Below are 19166 nucleotides of genomic sequence, written 5' to 3' on the forward strand. Positions count from 1 at the left end.
TTGTTCCCTGGGCAAAAAGTGCTGTGAAAAATCCGGTTTCGCAAATTCATTTATCAGAAAGCCGATATGGGTTTTTCCGATATCAAAAATGCTTCAGGCCAACGCCGTGACCAGCCAGCAGGCGGCGATGAAATGAGCCTTGCCGTCCGCTACGAAGGGCGCAAATGCAGCAGGCAAGGCTGCGGTGATTTTCTCGGCCGTTGCCTGGTCAACCTCGCGCAACGCAGCGCCGACCGGCCCCAGCCGGGTGGCATATGTCATCAGATGGCTTTCGGCGACCTGACACGGGACGTCCGCCCGTTCGACTTCGATCGACGACCAGCCGCTCGCTTCAAGTATCCGCCTCACCCTGGCGCCGTCGGCGAAGGCAAACTGTCCCGGCGCGTCGGGATCCGGCACTGGTGCGGGCGGCAGGAAGGGCGCGGCCGCTCGCGCGGCGGTCGTCATGAAATCATTCTCGCGCGGCCCGCGCCACGCGACAAAGGCGAGCTTGCCGCCGCGCCTTGCGGCCTGTCGTATGTTGGTGAACGCCGCCACGGGATCATCGAAGAACATGACGCCAAAGCGCGAGACCACAGCATCGAAGCGGCCGTATTCGAACGCATATGCCTGGGCATCGCCGACTTCAAAACTTGCGTTCGCCACCTCTTCCGCCCGCGCGCGCTCCGTGGCCAGGGCGACAAGCGGCCGCGAGATGTCGAGGCCGACACATCGGCCGTCATTGCCGACGCGGCGCGCCATCGCCAGGGTCGTGGCGCCGGCGCCGCAGCCGATGTCCAGGACGCTGCCTCCTTGCCCGGGATAGCCGGCATCCACCACCAGGCTCGCCAGCGGCGCCAGCACGCCGTCGAGGATCGGCTGCATCTCGACCCAAGCCTTTCCGCTGGCGTCGTTCCAGAGAGCGGCTTGCTGTGTGTTCGGCTGCGCGGATTGCGGCATGGCGGACCTCGCTCTCAGTTGCCCTCATCGATCGCTGCCGGCACTCTACGAGTTCAAGCCGGCCGTTTCACGCTTTTCCTGGAATTGCCTCAGCGGCGCACCATGCGCTGCGACTGCGCAAGACCGATGAAGTCGCGCGCGGCCTGCGGCAGGCCGGAGCCGCGGCGCCAGACGGTGCCGACCTGGACGACCGGCAGCGAGCCGGAAATATCGCGCGATTCGATGCGGTCGCCTTCCAATGACCAGGGCCGGTAGACGAGGTCGGGCAGCAGCGCCACGCCGGCGCCGGTGGCGACCAGGCTGCGCACCGCTTCCACCGAACGCGTGCGAAAGGCGACATGGGGTCTCGCGCCGATCGCCGACAGCAGCTTGCCGGTGTTCTCCTCGATCTCGTCGACGGTGAGCATGATCAACGGCTCGGAGGCGATATCGCCGATCGAGATGATGTCGGCGCTGGCGAGCCTGTGGCTGAGCGGGATCCACAGCCGATAGGCCGAGACTTCCAGGATTTCCGACTGCAGCGCGGTGCGGTCGCGCAAATTGGACGTGACCATGACGGCGATATCGAGCTTGCCGCCGACCAGAAGATGCTCGAGATAGTCGCCATTGTCCTCGATGGCGGAGACCTCGACGCCGGGATAGGCGCGACGGTAGCGGGCGAGCAGATCCGACAGAACATAGCCGGCGACCAGCGAGGTGACGCCAAGCTGCAGGCGGCCGCCGGCGACAGCCTGCTCGCTGGAGAAAGAACGGCGCGCATCCGAGACATCGGCCAGGATCTTGGTCGCGTGGCGCAGGAACTGGTGGCCTTTGTGGGTGATGTTCAACCCGCGCGGATGGCGCTCGAAGAGCTCGACGCCGAGATCGCTCTCCAGTTCCTTGATCGCCTCGGTGACCGAGGATTGCGAAATCGACAGGTTCTGCGCGGCGCCCGAGACCGTGCCCTGCTCGGCAACGGCGACGAAGAACTGCAATTGGCGGATGGTGAAGGCCATGGCCGGACTAAACACCGGCGCGCGCGGGAAAGAAAGCGGCGCGGCGTCCGCGGCGGCTAGGCCGTCGCGATGGTCAGGCGCGCGCCGGCCCGGCTCAGCGCGGCGGCGATGTCGGGCGGCGGCGGCTGGTCGGTGGCGAGCTCGGAAAACCCGTCGAAGCCGCAAACCCTGACCAGCCCCTGGCGACCGAACTTGGTATGGTCGGTGACGACCAGCGAGCGCTGGCCGCGCGACAGCACCATGCGGGCGAACTCCGCTTCCTCCAGCTCGTAGTCGGTCAGGCCGGCGTCGGCGTCGACCGCGCCGATCGAGATCACCGCATGATCGACCGAAAAACGGCTGACGAATTCGATCGCCGAAATGCCGAAAGCAGCGCCCGAATCGCTGCGCAGCTCGCCTCCCGCCATATAGACCTTGTTGCCGTTCACCGTCGCCAGCGTGCGGGCGATGTCGGAGGAATTGGTGACCACCGTCAGCCGGCGATGGCCGAGCAGCTCGCGCGCGAGGAAGGATGTGGTCGTGCCGGTATCGAGCATCACCGCCTCGCCATCGCGGATGGTGGCCGCGACCATCCTGGCGATCAGGCGCTTGGCTTCGGCATTCTCGCGCATGCGGCGCTCGAACGGCGCCTCGCCCATCATCGAGGCAAGGCCGACGGCGCCGTGCATCTTCAGCACCGACCCGTCATCGGCAAGCGGCTTGACGTCGCGCCGCACCGTTTCCAGCGAGACGCCGAGACGTTCGGCAAGGCTGGCTATGGTGATCGTGCCCTCCTCGCCGAGGAGCCGGAGGATTTCGCCATGCCGTTTCGAATGGATCATGTGGATGTCCGGGATTTTGACCGAATTTAAGGCTTTGACAACGCTTTGAAAGGAGTTGCTTATATTTTCGGGCAAAACACCCAAAAAAGGTCACAGCTTTTGATTGACAGCTCTGCCACCACGGCATGAGAGTGGCTGCAAGTCACAAGGGCTCGGAACTGCTAAGGGAGGGTAATGGCAGAGCCGCAACCTAGCGACCAGATCGTCTGGAGTGAGCCAGGCGCGAGCTTTTATCGAATCCGCGGGGGCGGATGCCGGGATCCTAAACCTGGCCAAGGGGCTCGTCGGTGCGGTGCGGGATACCGATCCTGGCGTCTCGCACCGACGAGGCTTTTTAATTTTGTCCCATCGTCGTTTTCCGTGGGACCGGTTGAGGCCGGAGCGAAGCCGTGAGCGCCGAAGACCGTATTCGCGCCTTGCCATGCTGGAACGGCAGCATCGAGATCGTGCCGCTGCCGGGCGGCCTCAGCAATGCCAACTATATCGTCACCGACGCCGCCGGGCACCATGTCGTGCGCTTGGGCCAGGACTTCCCGTTCCACCATGTCTTTCGTGAGCGCGAGGTGATGACAGCGCGGGCCGCGCATGCGGCTGGATTCGCGCCGGCCGTCCACTATTCCGAGCCCGGCATTCTGGTGACGGCGTTTCTCGGGGCGAAGACCTTTCTCGGCGAGGATGTGCGGGCCAATCTCGGCCGCGTGGCGGCGCTGCTGCGCGGCTTCCATCGCGAGATGCCGAACCACGTGTCCGGCGCCGGCTTCATGTTCTGGGTGTTCCATGTCATCCGCGACTATGCGCGCACGCTGGACGAAGGCGGCAGCCGCAAGAAGGATCAGTTGCCGCGCTATCTTTCGCTGGCCGACGAGCTCGAGCGGGCGCAAAAACTGCTGCCGATCGTCTTCGGCCACAACGATCTTTTGCCGGCCAATATCCTCGACGACGGCAAGCGGCTGTGGCTGATCGATTTCGAATATGCCGGCTTCAACACGGCGATGTTCGACCTTGCCGGCGTCGCCTCGAATGCCGGCATGAGCGACGACGAATCCTTTGCCTTCATGACCGCCTATTTCATGAAGGAACCGGACACCGAAATCCGCCGCTCGCATGCCGCCATGCAATGCGCCTCGCTGCTGCGCGAGGCGATGTGGAGCATGGTCTCCGAACTCTATCTGGACGCGCCCGGTATCGACTACGTCGCCTATACCGAGGAGAACCTCGTGCGGCTCGATGCGGCGCTCGATAACTACCGGACGAAATACGGACCAAAGTCATGACCTTGCCCAGTCATGCCGGGATCGTCGTCATCGGCGGCGGCATCATCGGCTGTTCCACCGCCTATCATCTGGCGCGCGATCACAAGGCCGATGTGGTGCTGCTCGAGCAGGGCAGGCTGACTTCGGGCTCGACCTGGCACGCCGCCGGGCTGGTCGGGCAGTTGCGCTCGTCGGCCTCGATCACGCGCGTGCTCAAATATTCGGTCGAGCTCTACAAGGGCCTTGAGGCCGAGACCGGCCTGGCGACCGGCTGGAAAATGACCGGATGCCTGCGGCTGGCAACCAACGCCGACCGCTGGACCGAGTTCAAGCGGCTGGCGACCACGGCCAAAAGCTTCGGCATGGACATGCAGCTTCTGTCGCCAGCGGACGTGAAGCGCATGTGGCCGCTGATGGAGACGGGCGACCTCGTCGGCGCCTCTTGGCTGCCGACCGACGGGCAGGCAAGCCCCTCCGACATCGCCCAGTCGCTCGCCAAGGGCGCGCGCATGCATGGCGCGAAGCTGTTCGAGGACGTGCGCGTCACCGGCTTTGCGATGAAGGACGGCCGCATCACGGCGGTGAAGACCTCAAAGGGCGACATCGCCTGCGACAAGGTGGTGAACTGCGGCGGGCAGTGGGCAAGGCAGGTCGGCGCGATGGCCGGCATCAACGTGCCGCTGCAGCCGGTCAAGCACCAGTATATCATCACCGAGAGGATCGAAGGGCTGGCCAATGACGCGCCGACGATCCGCGACCCCGACCGCCGCACCTATTTCAAGGAGGAGGTCGGCGGACTGGTGATGGGCGGCTATGAGCCCAACCCGCAGGCCTGGGCAACCGGGCTTTCCGGCGGCGACGTGCCCAACGACTGGGAATTCCGCCTGTTCGACGACGACTACGATCATTTCGAACAGCATATGACCCAGGCGATCGCGCGCGTTCCGGCTCTCGCCCATGTCGGCGTCAAGCAGATGATCAACGGGCCGGAAAGTTTCACGCCGGACGGCAATTTCATCCTCGGCGTGGCGCCGGAATGCGCCAACATGTTCGTCGGCGCAGGCTTCAACGCCTTTGGCATCGCATCCGGCGGCGGCGCCGGCTGGGTACTGGCACAATGGGTGGTCGACGGCGAGGCGCCGCTCGACCTCTGGGTGGTCGACATCAGGCGTTTTTCCGGCCTGCACCGCGACCGCGACTGGGTGCGCGACCGCACGCTGGAGGCCTATGGCAAGCACTACACGATCGGCTTCCCGCATGAAGAATATCTATCGGGACGGCCGCGCATCGTCTCGCCGCTCTATGAGCGGCTAAAGAAACATCGCGCCGTGTTCGGCTCCAAGCTTGGTTGGGAGCGGCCGAACTGGTTCGCGCCAGATGGCGCAGCCGCCGAGGACGTCTATTCGATGGGCCGTCAGAACTGGTTCGGCCCGGTCGGCGACGAGCACCGGCATGTGCGCGAGAAGGTCGGCATTTTCGACCAATCCTCCTTCGCCAAATATGAACTGACGGGCGCGGACGCGCTGAAGGCGCTCGACTGGATCTGCGCCAACGACATCAACAAGCCGGTCGGGCGGTTGACCTACACGCAGCTTCTCAACACGCGCGGCGGCATCGAGGCGGACCTCACCGTGTCGCGGCTCGGCGAGGACAGGTTCTATATCGTCACCGGCACCGGCTTTCGCACGCATGACCTGTCCTGGATAAGCGACCATATCGGCGCCGGCTTCGACGCAAGGCTGAAGGACGTCACGGAGGAGTACGGCACGCTGTCGCTCATGGGGCCGCGCGCCCGCGACGTGCTGTCGGCGGTGACGGATGCCGACGTTTCGAACGCGCCCTTCCCTTTCGGCCATGCGCGAGAAATCGAAATTGCCGGTCATAGCGTGAAGGCGCTGCGCATCACCTATGTCGGCGAGCTCGGCTGGGAGCTGCATGTGCCGATCGCCGCTACCGGCGAGGTTTTCGATGCGCTGATGGCGGCCGGCAAGGCGCATGATATCCGCCCGGTCGGCTACCGGGCGCTGGAATCGCTGAGACTGGAGAAGGGTTATCGCGCCTGGGGTTCCGACATCACGCCGAACGACACGCCACTGGAAGCGGGGCTCGGCTGGGCGGTGAAGTTCCGCAAGAACACTGACTTCGTCGGACGCAAGGCGCTGGAGAAGGCGGCCGGCAAGCCGCCGCCGAAACGCTTTGCCGGCTTCACCGTGGACGACCCCGAGATCGTGCTGGTCGGGCGCGAGACGATCCTGCGCAATGGCGAGCCGGTGGGCTACCTCACCAGCGGCGGCTATGGCTACACGGTGGAGAAGAACATCGGCTACGGCTATGTGCGCAATGCCGACGGCGTCAGCGACGAGTTCCTCGTCTCCGGCGACTACGAGCTGGTGGTGGCGATGGAACGCACGCCGGCAAAGATCCATATTGAGGCGATGTACGATCCGGCCGGCGCGAAGGTGAAGGGCTTGACCGCCGGGCCGGTCAGTTGACGCGCAGCACCAGCCCCCTGCTCGGCACCGTGTCGCTTTCGCCTGGCATCGAAGCATAGGGCAGTGTTTCTTCGAGGCGGCTTATTGCACCACGCGCTTCCAGCCCGGCGATGCGCTCCGCAAAGCCGGCATCCCACAGCGTGTTCTTGACGGTCAGCACGATGACGCCGCCTGGACGGCAGATGCGGATCAGCTCGTCCAGGCCCTCGACCCCGACATGGCCCGAGGTGAAAACGCCGGCCGAAATAATGCCGGCATAGACGCCATCGGCGAAGGGCAGCGTGTCGCCCATCGCCAGGCGATGCAGCGCCGTGTAGACGCCCTTGGCGCCTGCCTTGTCCAGCATGCCTTGCGAGATGTCGAGCGCCTCGACGCGCGGATAGCCGGTGATGGCCAGCCATTCGCCGATCAGGCCTGTGCCGGCGCCGGCATCGAGCAAGGGCCCAGCGCCGCGCGGCAGGTGGCGGGCAAGCAGGGCCAGGCAGATCGTGGGATGGCGATAGCCGGCGGCCGACATGTCGGCATCGTAAGTCTCGGACCAGCGGTCATAGATCGCGGCAACTTCGTCCGGCCGGGTCGCGGCATAGGCCGCGCTTAGTGAGCCGCTGTGCTTGCCGTCCGTCATCGTCGCCCCTCGAAGCCGATTCATGTGCAAAGGATCATAGTCAAGCCGCCAAAATTGTGGAACCGTCAGAGCCATAGCAAATGGCGTGAAGCGGGGGACACGACATGACCGACGAATTGCGCGCTACCCTGGCGGCCATACCGGCGCTAACCGACTACGATGGGCCGCTGGAGCGACTCGGCGGCCTCACCAACAGGGTCTACAGGGCCGGCGACGTGTGCCTGCGCATCCCCGGCAAAGGCACGGAGGAATATATCAACCGCGCCAATGAGGCGGTGGCGGCGTGCGAGGCAGCCAAGGCCGGCGTCAGCCCCGAAGTGCTCTACGCCGATCCGGCAACCGGCCGGATGGCGACGCGCTTCATCGCCGGCGCCGAGACGATGTCACCAGAGAAATTCAAGGCGAGGCCGGGCAGCCCGACGCGAGCGGGCGAGGCCTTTCGTAAGCTGCACACCTCCGGCGCGGTGTTTCCCTTCCGCTTCGAATTGTTCGCGATGATCGACGACTATCTCAAGGTCCTTTCGACCAAGGATGTGGCGCTGCCCGCAGGCTACCATGACGTGGTGCGCGAGGCAGGCGCGGTGCGCGCCGCCCTTGATGCGCACCCGATCGAGCTCACCGCCTGCCATTGCGATCCGCTGTGCGAGAATTTTCTCGATACGGGCGAGCGGATGTGGATCGTCGACTGGGAATATTCCGGCATGAACGATCCGCTGTGGGATCTCGGCGACCTCTCGGTCGAGGGCAAGTTCGATGCGGGCCAGGACGAGGAATTGCTGCGCGCTTATTTCGGCGGCGAGGCGCGGCCGGCCGAGCGTGGCCGCGTCGTCATCTACAAGGCGATGTGCGACCTGCTCTGGACGCTTTGGGGCCTGATCCAGCTTGCCAACGACAATCCGGCCGACGATTTCCGCGCCTATGCCGACGGCCGCTTCGCCCGCTGCAAGGCGCTCATGGAGACGGCGGAGTTTTCGCGGCATCTGGCGGCAGTACGCCAGGGCTAGAGCTGGCGCTCTACCTGAAAACCCTCTGTATCTCGTTCAGCGATCCTGTTTCGTCGGACTTTTTGCAATACCAGATGAACAGCGCGATTGTGCCGATGGGGATGAATCCCGCAAGCAGCTGATGCCAGCCGCTTCTGTTGATGTCATGCAGCCGGCGCGTGGTCATGGCAAGTGTCGGCAGAAGGACGGCAAGATTCCAAAGCGACGAGACGGCTTCGTTTCCGACAAAGATATCGACTATACCCATAAGAACGGCGACGATGATTATGAAGAGGTAGGAATACCAGAACTCCGAGCGACTGGCCCTGCCGGAAAAGTTCACATAATTTCGGAAAAAGCTTGCAATCGCTTCACCAAAATTCATCGACGGCGGGGTGTCACCGAAACGATTGACGCCGGCTGGCGGCGCCCTCAAGACAAACAACAACGGCAAGCCGATAATGATCAGAACTATCAGCCAATGCCATATCGAGAAACTGCCCATGATTTCCCCCCAATAGCGCAATTTTCCGGGCCATAGATATCCTGCCGGTCTCGCCGAAATCAATCGCAGATTGCACCCGGCAGGCGATTTGCACCGTAAAATACTTTCGTGAATCGCGTTGGTGCGTTTGACCGTTTCAGCGAAAACGACGAAACGTCCTATCTCTTTGTTTTTTTGCGGATTCCGGACGAATGATAACGCGCCTCGAGCGGTGTATCCGTCAAGTTGGCGCAACACGAAAGAAATAAAAAAGCTCGCCAAGGATCAATCTCTGGCGCCAGGAATTATTTGGCTGAGGGGTCATGACACGAAGCCGATTGGTGGCGACAGACATTTCCGAAGATCAAAGCAGGAGAGCAGAATGACAAAGTTCGCGCTGTACGTTCCGCTGGAAGCAAAGCCCGGCAAGGAGAAGGAGGTTGCGGACTTCCTGCAGTCGGCGGTTCCTTTGGTGAACGCCGAACCCGGAACGATCTCATGGTATGCGATCCAGGAAGGACCTTCCTCTTTCGCAATATTCGACACATTCGACGACGAAGCGGGACGCGATGCGCATCTTAACGGCAAGGTCGCTGCGGCGTTGATGGAGAAGATCAACGCAGGCGATCTGTTCGCCAAGACACCGGAAATCCATAAATTGGGTATCATCGCGGACAAATCGGCCAAGTGAAGGGTGCGGCCATCTCTCCGGTAGCGACCGCGTGGTTAGCGCTCCCGCACCACGACATTCTGGTCACCCCGACGCGTCATTTCGCAGCGATGCGGCAATCCAGCGGCATTTGACGCCAAGCGGAGCGGTCGAAGGCCCGTCTGATCTATGGGTTCACGGCCTAGTTCACGCCCTTCGGCACGTTCTCGGGCGGCACCACGGTTTCCACCACCTTCTGGCGATGGAAGATGAAGATGCCGGCAAGCACGACGATCGCCGAGCCGAACAGAATGCGCGGGCTCGGCACATCGCCGAAGAAAACCAGGCCAAAGACGATGGCCCACAGAAGCAGGCTGTAATGGAGCGGCGCCAGCGTCGAGGCCGGCGCCAGCTTCAGCGCCCTGGTGATCATCAGATGCGCGGCGCAGGAGACGACGCCGAGCAGGAGCATGGCGCCGAAATCGAGCGCCGACGGCGCGCTCCAGGCGCCGATGGTGAGCAGGCCGCCGACAATCAGCGTGCCGATGGTCTGCCAGGTGACCAAAGACGTGTCGCTGGTGCCGCGCAGGAGACGGCCAAGGATGATGGCGAAGCCGAAGGCGATGCTGCCGACCAGCGCAAAGCCGGAGGACATGGAGAAAGCCGCGGAGGACGGTTTCAGGATGATGAGCACGCCGCAGAAGCCGACCAGGATCGCCAGCCAGCGCCGCCAGCCGACCTTTTCGCCAAGCAAAAGGTGCGACAACGCCGCAACATAGATCGGCCCGGCCATGTAGAAGCTCATCACGTCGGCGAGCGGAAGGTAGACGACCGCGGCGTAGAAAAGCCCGGTGTCGGTGGTGGTGGCCACGACGCGCAGGACCTGCAAGAGCGGCCGGTCAATGTGGAAGAGCTTCCCCGTGCCCTGGTTGGCGATCATCGGGCCGAGCACGATGAAGGCGCCGATCGAGCGGATCAGCACCACCTGTCCGACCGAGAAGGAAGCGACCAGCCATTTGCCCATCGCATCGTTCAGCGCGAACATGAAGTCGCCGGCCAGCATCAACAGGATGCCGGCAAGAAGCATGTTTTTGACCGTGAAATTGCGGGCGAGCGAAGCCATGCCGCTCCCTAGCCGCAAGCGGCCGGTTTGACGAGGGAAATTCAGCCGATCGGTGAGACCAGCACCGGGAATCGACTGGCTCTAGTGGCACTGCACAAAGGCGTTGAGACGAAGCGGAAACTTTGAGAGGCAGGCGGGACAGCGCCCCCCTCTGTCCTGCCGGACATCTCCCCCACTTGGGGGGAGATCAGCCGTCACGCCGACTTTCGCCAATCGCCAACGTCGCAGGATTGAGCGGGGCGCCAAAGCTGCCAATCTCCCCCCTTGTGGGGGAGATGTCCGGCAGGACAGAGGGGGCGCGAAGGAACGCTGCGATCCGCACTGTCGCGCCGCATCTTCGACCATGTCGCGGCTTTACGCGTCACTTCGTAACCCGCTCCACGCCCGACAAACTATGCCGTCTGGTGCCGCCGGTTCACCTGCGCCGGTCGCCCCGCAATCGACAGCCGCGTCTCCTGCCTGGTCCGCTCGGCGACGACCTTGCCCCTGGCGATGACGCAGAGGCGTTCGGGGCGAAGGCGCACCGCCTCGATCGCATTGCCGGCGTCGAGCACGACAAGGCTGGCGCGCTTGCCGACGGCGAGGCCGAGATGATCGAGACCCATGATGGCGGCGTTGACGTTGGTGACCATGTCGAAGCAGCGCGCCATATCGGCCGGGCTCGACATCTGCGCGACATGCAGGCCCATGAAGGCGACGTCGAGCATGTCGGCCGTGCCCAGCGAATACCAGGGGTCGAGCACGCAATCCTGGCCCCAGCCGACGCGGATGCCGAGCGCCAGCATCTCCTTCACCCGGGTCAGGCCGCGCCGCTTCGGGAAAGTGTCATGGCGCCCCTGCAGCATGATGTTGATCAGCGGGTTGGGGATGGCCGAGACTCCGGCCTCGGCGATGAGCGGCAACAGCTTCGAGACGTAGTAATTGTCCATCGAATGCATGGAGGTGAGGTGGGAGCCGGCCACCCTGCCCTGCAGGCCGAGACGCTGCGTTTCATAAGCGAGTTGCTCGATATGGCGCGACAGCGGATCGTCGGTCTCGTCGCAGTGCATGTCGACCATCAGGCCGCGCTTGGCGGCGATCTCGCAAAGCTCCGTCACCGAGCGGGTGCCGTCGGCCATGGTGCGCTCGAAATGCGGAATGCCGCCGACGATGTCGACGCCCATATCGAGCGCCCGGACGGTGTTCTTGAGCGCCGTCGGCGAGCGATAGAGGCCGTCTTGCGGAAACGCCACCAGTTGCAGGTCGATATAGGGCGCGACGGTTTTCTTGACGTCGAGCAGGGCTTCCACCGCGAGCAGTCGGTCGTCGCAGACATCGACATGGCTGCGGATGGCGAGCAGGCCCATCGACACGGCCCAGTCGCAATAGGCGAGCGCGCGCTCGCGCACGGCCTCATGCGTCAGCAGCGGCTTCAGCTCGCCCCAAAGCGCGATGCCCTCGAGCAGCGTGCCAGACGCGTTGATGCGCGGAATGCCGTAGGACAGGGTGGCGTCCATGTGGAAATGCGGATCGACGAAGGGCGGCGAAACAAGGTTGCCGCGCGCGTCGATCTCTGTCGGCGCCGACCCTGTCAGCTTCTGCTCGATCGCGCGGATGGTTTCGCCGGCAATGCCGATATCGGCAACCCTGCCGTCCGGCAGCATGCCGCCGCGCACGATGAGGTCGAAATCCATCTGTCGTCACCCCTCTCAAGACCTGGCGATCATCGTGGCCGAAGAGACAGCCTCGCGCAGCCTTTTCTTTGCCCGGCAGCCGAAAGGTTCCATCGTGCCGCAACTCGCTCTATAAGCCGCCTCGCGCCCTCGTGGCGAATCCGAAATTCTTTGCAAGTCAGACACAGGATCGGCCGTTGTTTCGCTTCTTTCGCTCGACGGAGAACCAGCGCCTCATCGCGAGGCTGGTGAGGGAATCCTTCCACGAGCATAAATTCGGCTATGCGGCCGCCATAGTGTCGATGCTGGTGGTGGCCGCCATGACCGGCGCCAGCGCCTGGATCCTGCGCGAGATCACCAACGAATTCGTCGTCTTCAAGAGGCTAGACCGCGTCAACCTGATCGCGGCCGGGGTCGCGGCGATCTTCCTGCTCAAGGGCCTCGCCACCTTCGTCCAGGCCTATTTCATGAGCCGCGTTGGCAATGCCATCATCGCCGACCGGCAGCGCAAGATCTACGATCGCATCCTGGCGCAAGGCATCGAGTTCTACCATTCGACCTCGTCGGCCGATCTGATCGCCCGCATGACCAACAACGCGCAGGCGGCACGCAGCGTGCTCGACCTTGTCGTGACGTCCTATGTGCGCGACCTGGTGACGCTGATCGTCCTGGTCGGGGTCATGGTCTGGCAACAGCCGGCGCTGTCGCTGATCTGCTTCGTCGTCGGGCCGGTGGCGATCTACGGCGTCAACCGCATCCTAAAGCGCGTCCGCAACATCGCCGCCATGGAGTTCCGCTCGCTTGGGCAGATCGTTCATGTCATGCAGGAGACGGCGATCGGCGTACGCGTCGTCAAATCCTTCAACCTTGAAGGCGCGATGCGCAAACGCATGTACCAGGCCGTCTCCGACGTCGAGAACCGCGCCAACAACATCGCCACGCTCGAAGCGGCCACCAGCCCGGTGATGGAAACCATTGCCGGCCTGGCAATCGCCGGCGCGGTCTTTATCAGCGGGTTCCTGGTGTTGCAGGGCGGGCAGATGCCGGGCAACATCATGGCCTTCATCGCATCGCTGCTGCTCGCCTATGAGCCGGCTAAGCGCCTGGCACGCGTTCGCATCTCGCTCGAGACCGGCATCGTCGGCGTGCGCATGATGTTCCAGCTCGCCGACCGGCCGCTGACGCTCGCGGAAAAACCTGGCGCGAGGCCGCTGCGAGCGGGGCCGGGCGAAATCCGCTTCGACAATGTCAGCTTCGCCTATCCGGAAAGCCCGCCGGTGTTCGAGGACTTCGACCTGACGCTCGAGGCCGGCAAGATGACGGCGCTGGTCGGGCCGTCCGGCAGCGGCAAGTCGACGATCCTCAACCTGATCATGCGCATGTACGACCCGCAGACCGGCAGAGTGATGTTCGACGGCCAGGACATCTCCTTCGCGACGCTCGATTCGCTCAGGAAGAAGATCGCCTATGTCAGCCAGGACACATTCCTGTTTGCCGGCACGGTCATGCACAATATCCGCCTCGGCCGTGAGGACGCGACCGATGAAGAGGTGATCGCCGCCGCCAAGGCCGCCAACGCGCATGACTTCATCAGCGCCATGGCCAAGGGCTACGAGACGGAAGTCGGCGAGAACGGCTCGCTCTTATCCGGCGGCCAGCGCCAGCGCATCTCGATCGCGCGCGCCATGCTGCGCAATGCCGAGATCCTGCTGCTCGACGAAGCGACCAGCGCGCTCGACGCCGAATCGGAAGCGCTGTTCCGCGACGCGCTGCAGCAACTGACGGTCGGACGCACGACGATCGTGATCGCGCACCGGCTGTCGACCGTGCATCAGGCCGACACCATCGTGGTTTTGGAAAAGGGCAAGGTGCAGGAGAGCGGCCCGCACAAGGCCCTGCTCAAGCAGGGGGGGCTCTATCAGAAGCTTTATGAGTATCAGCTGATGCCGTAGGCCTTTACCCTCCCCCTTGTGGGGAGGGTCGCTGCAAAGCAGCGGGGAGGAGGCGGCGCCGCCCCCCCCGGACCTTCGGTCCGACCTTCCCACAAGGGGGAGGTAGGGGTCGCAGCTTGCCCTACTCCGGCACTTTCCGCACCGCGCCCTTGTCGGCGCTGGTGGCGAAGGCGGCGTAGGCGCGCAGCGCCGTCGTCACTTTCCGCTTGCGCTTCTCGGCCGGCTTCCAGGCGTCGGCGCCCTTGGCCTTCATCGCCGCGCGGCGCGCGTCGAGCTCGGCATCGCTGATGGCAAGCCGGATCGTGCGGTTGGGGATGTCGATCTCGATCGTGTCGCCTTCCTGGACCAGGCCGATCGCGCCCCCTTCGGCGGCTTCCGGCGAGACATGGCCGATCGACAGGCCGGACGTGCCGCCGGAGAAGCGGCCGTCGGTGATCAGCGCGCAGGCTTTGCCGAGCCCTTTCGACTTCAGATAGCTGGTCGGATAGAGCATCTCCTGCATGCCAGGGCCGCCGCGCGGCCCCTCATAGCGGATGACGACGATGTCGCCGGCCTTGATCTCGTTGCCGAGGATCGCCTTGACGGAAGCGTCCTGGCTTTCGAAGACGCGGGCCGGGCCGGTGAATTTCAGGATCGACTCGTCGACGCCGGCGGTCTTCACGATACAGCCGTCGAGCGCCAGATTGCCCTTGAGCACGGCAAGGCCGCCATCCTTCGAGAACGGCGTCTTGGCCGAGCGGATCACGCCCGTTTCGCGGTTCGTGTCGAGCTCGTCCCAGCGGCGGTCCTGGCTGAAGGCAACCTGGGTCGGCACCCCGCCGGGAGCGGCGCGGAAGAAGTCGCGGACATTCTCGGCCGAGCTGCGGGCGATGTCCCAATGGTCGAGCGCCTCGCCAAGAGTGGCGGTATGCACCGTCGGCAGGTCGCGGTTGATCAGGCCGGCCTGGTCGAGCTGGCCGAGGATCGCCATGATGCCGCCGGCGCGGTGGACGTCCTCCATGTGGACGTCGGACTTGGCCGGCGCCACCTTGCAGAGCACCGGCACCTTGCGCGACAGCCGGTCGATATCCTCCATTGTGAAGTCGACCTCGCCCTCATGGGCGGCGGCAAGGATGTGCAGCACCGTGTTGGTCGAGCCGCCCATGGCGATGTCGAGCGCCATGGCATTCTCGAAAGCCATCTTGGAAGCGATGCTGCGCGGCAAGGCGCTTTCGTCGTCCTGCTCGTAGTAGCGCTGGGCGAGATCGACGACGAGATGGCCGGCCTCGACGAACAGGCGCTTGCGGTCGGCATGGGTGGCCAGGGTCGAGCCGTTGCCGGGCAGCGAAAGGCCGAGCGCCTCGGTGAGGCAGTTCATCGAATTGGCGGTGAACATGCCGGAGCACGAGCCGCAGGTCGGGCAGGCCGAGCGCTCGATGACCTTGACGTCCTCGTCGGAGATCTTGTCGTCGGCGGCAGCGACCATGGCATCGACGAGATCGAGCGCCTGCGCCTTGCCGGCCAGCACCACCTTGCCGGCCTCCATCGGGCCGCCCGAGACGAAGACGGTCGGGATGTTGAGGCGAAGCGAGGCCATCAGCATGCCGGGGGTGATCTTGTCGCAATTGGAGATGCAGACCATGGCGTCGGCGCAATGCGCGTTGACCATGTATTCGACCGAGTCGGCGATCAGCTCGCGCGACGGCAGCGAATAGAGCATGCCGTCGTGGCCCATGGCGATGCCGTCGTCGACGGCGATGGTGTTGAACTCCTTGGCGACGCCGCCGGCCTTCTCGATCTCGCGCGCGACGAGCTGACCGAGATCCTTGAGGTGCACATGTCCGGGCACGAACTGGGTGAAGGAATTGACCACGGCGATGATCGGTTTGCCGAAATCACTATCCTTCATGCCGGTGGCGCGCCACAGGCCGCGGGCGCCGGCCATGTTGCGGCCATGGGTAGTGGTGCGGGAACGATAGGCGGGCATCGAATTGTCCTTGCTGGCTGGCCGCGCCGATGCGCGGCGGGCGGCTCGAATTTTAGTCGGCAGCGGTTATAGCGGCCATGATCCGGCCTTGCCACAATTTTGCACTGCGCCAGGAGTCTTCAGGAAAATTTGAAACCGCTGTCGGATCGGGCGCATGCGGGCCGTCCTTGGGCAGACGGCAAGAGATGGCACCATTCTCGGGGTCAGCCGTTCCAATGTAACAGCAGGAAGCAACCGAGGAGCAGGACATGCAGAAGATCACCACCTTCCTGTGGTTCGACACTCAGGCCGAAGACGCCATGAACCACTACATCTCCATCTTCAAGAATTCGAAGGTGCTGAGCGTGACGCGCTGGCCTGAAGGCCATCCGCAGCAAGGCCAGGTGCTGGTCGCCTCGTTCGAACTCGACGGCGTTCAGTTCCTGGCACTCAACGGCGGGCCGCAGTACAAGTTCACCGAAGCGATCTCGCTGTCGATCGACTGCAAGACGCAAGCTGAGGTCGATCATTTCTGGGCCAGGCTTACGGAAGGCGGCGGCGAGCCGGGGCCTTGCGGGTGGCTGAAGGACAAGTTCGGCGTTTCCTGGCAAGTGGTGCCAGAGCAGCTGCCGCGGTTGCTTCAAGATCCCGACCGGGGCAAGGCCGGACGCGTCATGGACGCCATGATGAAGATGGGCAGGATCGAGATCGACAAGTTGGAAGCGGCGGCGAAGGGGTGAGAAGTAGTGAGTGGTGAGTGGTAAAGCGTTAGCAATCGCTCTTTCCTGAATACTATTCACTATTCACTATTTACTACTCCATTCACCAGAATCACGCCGCCTTGTCGCGGACCTGATAGTCTTTCACCGCGGTGAAGCGGATCGCTTTCCAGCGCTCGGCCTCGTAGTTCAGCGAGAAGGCGTGCTGGGCCAGAAACACCGGATCGTTGTCGAGGTCGCGGGCGATGTCGCCGCGATGCGATTCGATGAAACGCTGCACCTCTGCCTTGTCGTCGGCAGAAATCCAGCGGCAGACCGAGAAGCGCGACATCTCGAAATCCACCGGAAGTGTGTATTCGATGTTGAGCCGTTCCTTCAGGACGTCGAGCTGCAGCGCGCCGACGACGCCGACGATGGCCGGCGAACCGTCCTCCGGCGAGAAGAGCTGCACCACGCCCTCCTCGGCCATCTGGTGCAGAGCTTCCTTCAGCTTCTTGGCCTTCATGGCATCGCCGAGGCGCACGCGACGCAGAATTTCGGGGGCGAAGTTCGGCACGCCGCGGAACAGGATCTCCTCGCCCTCGGTCAGCGTGTCGCCGATGCGCAGCGTGCCGTGGTTGGGGATGCCGACGACGTCGCCGGCAAAAGCCTCGTCGGCGGTGACGCGGGTGCGGGCGAAGAAGAATTGCGGCGCAGACAGGCTCATCGGCTTGCCGGTGCGCACCAGCTTGGCCTTCATGCCGCGCTCCAGCTTGCCGGAGCAGACGCGGACGAAAGCGATGCGGTCGCGATGGTTGGGGTCCATGTTGGCCTGGATCTTGAAGACGAAGGAGGTCATCTTCTCCTCCGTCGCCTCGACCAGACGTTCGTCGGCTTCCTGGGCGCGCGGCGGCGGTCCATAGGCGCCGAGCGCCTCGATCAGGTCGCGAACACCGTAGTTGCGCAGCGCCGAGCCGAAATAGACGGGCGTCAGATGGCCCTCGCGGAAGGCATCAACGTCGAGCGGACGGCAGGCCTCCCGCGCGAGTTCCAGTTCCTCGATGAAGTCGTTGCGCTCGTTTTCGGGCAGCAAGCCCGCAACCCGGTTGGAATCCGGGCCGTTGACCGGCGTGCGCTCCTTCTCGTCGTCGCTGCGGCGCACTGCGTTCTGCGCCAGGTGGTAGGTGCCCGAAAACGTCTTGCCGCGGCCGATCGGCCAGGTGACTGGAGCGGTGTCCAGCGCCAGTTTCTGCTCGATCTCGTCGAGGATCTCGAACGGATCGCGGCTCTCGCGGTCCATCTTGTTGACGAAGGTGATGATCGGGATGTCGCGGAGACGGCAGACCTCGAACAGTTTCAGCGTGCGCGGCTCGATGCCCTTGGCGGCGTCGATGACCATGACGGCGGAGTCGACCGCAGACAGCGTGCGGTAGGTATCGTCGGCGAAATCCTCGTGGCCGGGCGTGTCGAGCAGATTGAAGACATTGTCGTCATATTCGAAGGTCATCACCGAGGTGACGACCGAGATGCCGCGCTCGCGCTCGATCTTCATCCAATCCGACCGCGTCTGGATGCGGTCCTTCTTGGCCTTGACCTCGCCGGCAAGCTGGATGGCGCCGCCGAACAGCAGCAGCTTTTCGGTGAGCGTGGTCTTGCCGGCGTCCGGGTGCGCGATGATCGCGAAGGTGCGGCGGCGCGATACCGCCTGTTCGATGTCTTCTGCCAATTTGATGGAATCCTGTCTGTGGCGCGGGCTTCTAGCAGCGCTTACCCAGCATGTCGACAGTTTCAGGCAGATCGGCTCGCCGGGAGGCGTGTTCGCCGCCATGGCGGGGCCTGCTCATAGTCAGGCCTCGCCATGTTCCCTGCGGCCGTACTTGGTGATCCAACGTATTTCAGAGCGCCCGACGCCGATGTCGTGCAGCAGGTAGTCAGGCAATTCGTCCAGTCTGGCCCGGTCCCTGCGAATACGCACGATGCGCGCGAGGGCATGTCCCGTGGCACGAGATATCGCAACGACGGCCGCGAAGAAGCGGCTGAGCGCGGACCGGTCGGCGACGAGTTCCTGCCCAAAGATGGTCATGGTCGTGTCTCCTTGTTTGAGCGATGAATTCGGGAGGGCACCGATGGCCCTCCCGAAGGCTTCTTGAAGAGATCAGGACCGGTCGCGCTTGCAGCTCAGATGCCGCAAAGCTTCACGGTCCGCGCGGTCAGGCGGCGGCGTAAGCCGTCGTCGGATCGAACAGGCGCTTCACCTCGGTGACCTTGGTCGCCGGGAAGCCGCTCATCTTGGCGTGGCGCTGGATGATCGCCTCGTCCTTGGCGAGGTAGACGCAGAACGTCTTGTCGTCCGTCACAAAGGATTCCACCCACTGAATGTCCGGACCGAGTTCGGCCAGAACGGCATTCGAGGCCTTGGAGGCGTCGCGAAGCTGCGCGCGCTCGAAGGTGCCGACCTTGGGAATATCGCGCTCGATGATGTACTTCTGCATTTTGCAATCTCCTTGATCTGAGGTTCAAATGCCGCCGGGCACTCGATCAGATCGGTGCCGGTG

General features: G+C 63.8%; 17 protein-coding genes. 6 read left to right on the forward strand and 11 right to left on the reverse strand.

What is annotated here, in order from left to right; genetic code table 11:
- Positions 1–93: 93 nt before the first annotated feature.
- From EN862_RS26360 to EN862_RS26370, 3 genes are all read right to left on the reverse strand, one after another.
- Positions 94–939, reverse strand: a complete 846-nt coding sequence (locus EN862_RS26360; RefSeq protein WP_127866423.1) for a class I SAM-dependent methyltransferase — start codon at positions 937–939, stop codon at positions 94–96.
- Between the two features lie 89 nt (positions 940–1028).
- Positions 1029–1934, reverse strand: coding sequence for a LysR substrate-binding domain-containing protein (locus EN862_RS26365; protein WP_042645783.1), 906 nt, complete (start codon positions 1932–1934; stop codon positions 1029–1031).
- Between the two features lie 56 nt (positions 1935–1990).
- Positions 1991–2755 carry a DeoR/GlpR family DNA-binding transcription regulator gene (locus tag EN862_RS26370; protein ID WP_127866424.1) on the reverse strand — a complete coding sequence of 255 codons (765 nt, stop codon included), beginning with the start codon at positions 2753–2755 and terminating at the stop codon, positions 1991–1993.
- Between the two features lie 389 nt (positions 2756–3144).
- Here EN862_RS26370 and EN862_RS26375 point away from each other — a divergent pair, with 389 nt between their 5' ends.
- Together EN862_RS26375 and EN862_RS26380 are read left to right on the forward strand one after the other, a co-directional pair.
- Complete coding sequence (locus EN862_RS26375; RefSeq protein ID WP_127866425.1) at positions 3145–4029, forward strand: phosphotransferase family protein; 885 nt, start codon at positions 3145–3147, stop codon at positions 4027–4029.
- Positions 4026–6500 carry an FAD-dependent oxidoreductase gene (locus tag EN862_RS26380; RefSeq protein WP_127866426.1) on the forward strand — a complete coding sequence of 825 codons (2475 nt, stop codon included), beginning with the start codon at positions 4026–4028 and terminating at the stop codon, positions 6498–6500. The genes EN862_RS26375 and EN862_RS26380 overlap by 4 nt, the downstream gene beginning before the upstream one ends.
- Here the strand turns inward: EN862_RS26380 and EN862_RS26385 are convergent.
- A complete protein-coding gene (locus EN862_RS26385) occupies positions 6493–7125 on the reverse strand; it encodes a class I SAM-dependent methyltransferase (protein WP_127866427.1) in 633 nt (210 codons plus the stop codon). The two genes, EN862_RS26380 and EN862_RS26385, sit on opposite strands and share 8 nt — an antisense overlap.
- A 104-nt stretch (positions 7126–7229) precedes the next feature.
- Between EN862_RS26385 and EN862_RS26390 the strand changes: the two genes are divergently transcribed.
- The gene (locus EN862_RS26390) at positions 7230–8129 is read left to right on the forward strand and encodes a phosphotransferase family protein (protein ID WP_127866428.1); all 900 of its coding nucleotides are present in this window, start codon (positions 7230–7232) and stop codon (positions 8127–8129) included.
- 10 nt (positions 8130–8139) lie between these two features.
- Here EN862_RS26390 and EN862_RS26395 read toward each other — a convergent pair whose 3' ends face one another.
- Positions 8140–8613 (reverse strand): DUF805 domain-containing protein, encoded by a 474-nt coding sequence (locus EN862_RS26395; RefSeq protein ID WP_127866824.1) that lies wholly within the window; start codon positions 8611–8613, stop codon positions 8140–8142.
- 361 nt (positions 8614–8974) lie between these two features.
- Here EN862_RS26395 and EN862_RS26400 point away from each other — a divergent pair, with 361 nt between their 5' ends.
- The gene (locus tag EN862_RS26400) at positions 8975–9283 is read left to right on the forward strand and encodes an antibiotic biosynthesis monooxygenase (protein ID WP_127866429.1); all 309 of its coding nucleotides are present in this window, start codon (positions 8975–8977) and stop codon (positions 9281–9283) included.
- Between the two features lie 160 nt (positions 9284–9443).
- Here EN862_RS26400 and EN862_RS26405 read toward each other — a convergent pair whose 3' ends face one another.
- Positions 9444–10364: a DMT family transporter gene (locus EN862_RS26405; RefSeq protein WP_127866430.1), complete on the reverse strand. Its 921-nt coding sequence runs from the start codon at positions 10362–10364 to the stop codon at positions 9444–9446.
- 392 nt (positions 10365–10756) lie between these two features.
- Positions 10757–12037, reverse strand: coding sequence for an amidohydrolase family protein (locus EN862_RS26410; RefSeq protein ID WP_127866431.1), 1281 nt, complete (start codon positions 12035–12037; stop codon positions 10757–10759).
- Positions 12038–12213: 176 nt separating this feature from the next.
- On the opposite strand from EN862_RS26410, the gene EN862_RS26415 reads away from it, so the two are divergent.
- Positions 12214–13968, forward strand: coding sequence for an ABC transporter ATP-binding protein (locus EN862_RS26415; protein ID WP_127866432.1), 1755 nt, complete (start codon positions 12214–12216; stop codon positions 13966–13968).
- A gap of 121 nt (positions 13969–14089) precedes the next feature.
- Here EN862_RS26415 and ilvD read toward each other — a convergent pair whose 3' ends face one another.
- Positions 14090–15934, reverse strand: a complete 1845-nt coding sequence (ilvD, locus tag EN862_RS26420; protein WP_127866433.1) for a dihydroxy-acid dehydratase — start codon at positions 15932–15934, stop codon at positions 14090–14092.
- Between the two features lie 248 nt (positions 15935–16182).
- On the opposite strand from ilvD, the gene EN862_RS26425 reads away from it, so the two are divergent.
- On the forward strand, positions 16183–16653 hold the full coding sequence (locus tag EN862_RS26425) for a VOC family protein (protein ID WP_127866434.1): 471 nt from the start codon (positions 16183–16185) through the stop codon (positions 16651–16653).
- A 91-nt stretch (positions 16654–16744) separates the two neighbouring features.
- Here the strand turns inward: EN862_RS26425 and EN862_RS26430 are convergent, their stop codons facing one another.
- The 3 genes from EN862_RS26430 to EN862_RS26440 all read right to left on the reverse strand — a co-directional run bounded on the left by EN862_RS26430 (position 16745) and on the right by EN862_RS26440 (position 19103).
- Positions 16745–18337: a peptide chain release factor 3 gene (locus EN862_RS26430; RefSeq protein WP_127866435.1), complete on the reverse strand. Its 1593-nt coding sequence runs from the start codon at positions 18335–18337 to the stop codon at positions 16745–16747.
- 120 nt (positions 18338–18457) lie between these two features.
- Positions 18458–18694 carry a DUF1127 domain-containing protein gene (locus EN862_RS26435; RefSeq protein ID WP_127866436.1) on the reverse strand — a complete coding sequence of 79 codons (237 nt, stop codon included), beginning with the start codon at positions 18692–18694 and terminating at the stop codon, positions 18458–18460.
- A 127-nt stretch (positions 18695–18821) separates the two neighbouring features.
- On the reverse strand, positions 18822–19103 hold the full coding sequence (locus EN862_RS26440) for a DUF4242 domain-containing protein (RefSeq protein WP_127866437.1): 282 nt from the start codon (positions 19101–19103) through the stop codon (positions 18822–18824).
- Positions 19104–19166: the final 63 nt, after the last annotated feature.

This window comes from Mesorhizobium sp. M2E.F.Ca.ET.219.01.1.1 (assembly GCF_004016445.2).
In the GTDB taxonomy this organism is placed as follows: Bacteria; Pseudomonadota; Alphaproteobacteria; order Rhizobiales; family Rhizobiaceae; genus Mesorhizobium.

Bases quoted from the DNA above. Each gene is read 5' to 3' on its own strand.
- EN862_RS26360 (WP_127866423.1), bottom strand. From the start codon at position 939: ATGCCGCAATCCGCGCAGCCGAACACACAGCAAGCCGCTCTCTGGAAC.
- EN862_RS26365 (WP_042645783.1), bottom strand. From the start codon at position 1,934: ATGGCCTTCACCATCCGCCAATTGCAGTTCTTCGTCGCCGTTGCCGAG.
- EN862_RS26370 (WP_127866424.1), bottom strand. From the start codon at position 2,755: ATGATCCATTCGAAACGGCATGGCGAAATCCTCCGGCTCCTCGGCGAG.
- EN862_RS26380 (WP_127866426.1), top strand. From the start codon at position 4,026: ATGACCTTGCCCAGTCATGCCGGGATCGTCGTCATCGGCGGCGGCATC.
- EN862_RS26385 (WP_127866427.1), bottom strand. From the start codon at position 7,125: ATGACGGACGGCAAGCACAGCGGCTCACTAAGCGCGGCCTATGCCGCG.
- EN862_RS26390 (WP_127866428.1), top strand. From the start codon at position 7,230: ATGACCGACGAATTGCGCGCTACCCTGGCGGCCATACCGGCGCTAACC.
- EN862_RS26395 (WP_127866824.1), bottom strand. From the start codon at position 8,613: ATGGGCAGTTTCTCGATATGGCATTGGCTGATAGTTCTGATCATTATC.
- EN862_RS26400 (WP_127866429.1), top strand. From the start codon at position 8,975: ATGACAAAGTTCGCGCTGTACGTTCCGCTGGAAGCAAAGCCCGGCAAG.
- EN862_RS26405 (WP_127866430.1), bottom strand. From the start codon at position 10,364: ATGGCTTCGCTCGCCCGCAATTTCACGGTCAAAAACATGCTTCTTGCC.
- EN862_RS26410 (WP_127866431.1), bottom strand. From the start codon at position 12,037: ATGGATTTCGACCTCATCGTGCGCGGCGGCATGCTGCCGGACGGCAGG.
- ilvD (WP_127866433.1), bottom strand. From the start codon at position 15,934: ATGCCCGCCTATCGTTCCCGCACCACTACCCATGGCCGCAACATGGCC.
- EN862_RS26425 (WP_127866434.1), top strand. From the start codon at position 16,183: ATGCAGAAGATCACCACCTTCCTGTGGTTCGACACTCAGGCCGAAGAC.
- EN862_RS26435 (WP_127866436.1), bottom strand. From the start codon at position 18,694: ATGACCATCTTTGGGCAGGAACTCGTCGCCGACCGGTCCGCGCTCAGC.
- EN862_RS26440 (WP_127866437.1), bottom strand. From the start codon at position 19,103: ATGCAGAAGTACATCATCGAGCGCGATATTCCCAAGGTCGGCACCTTC.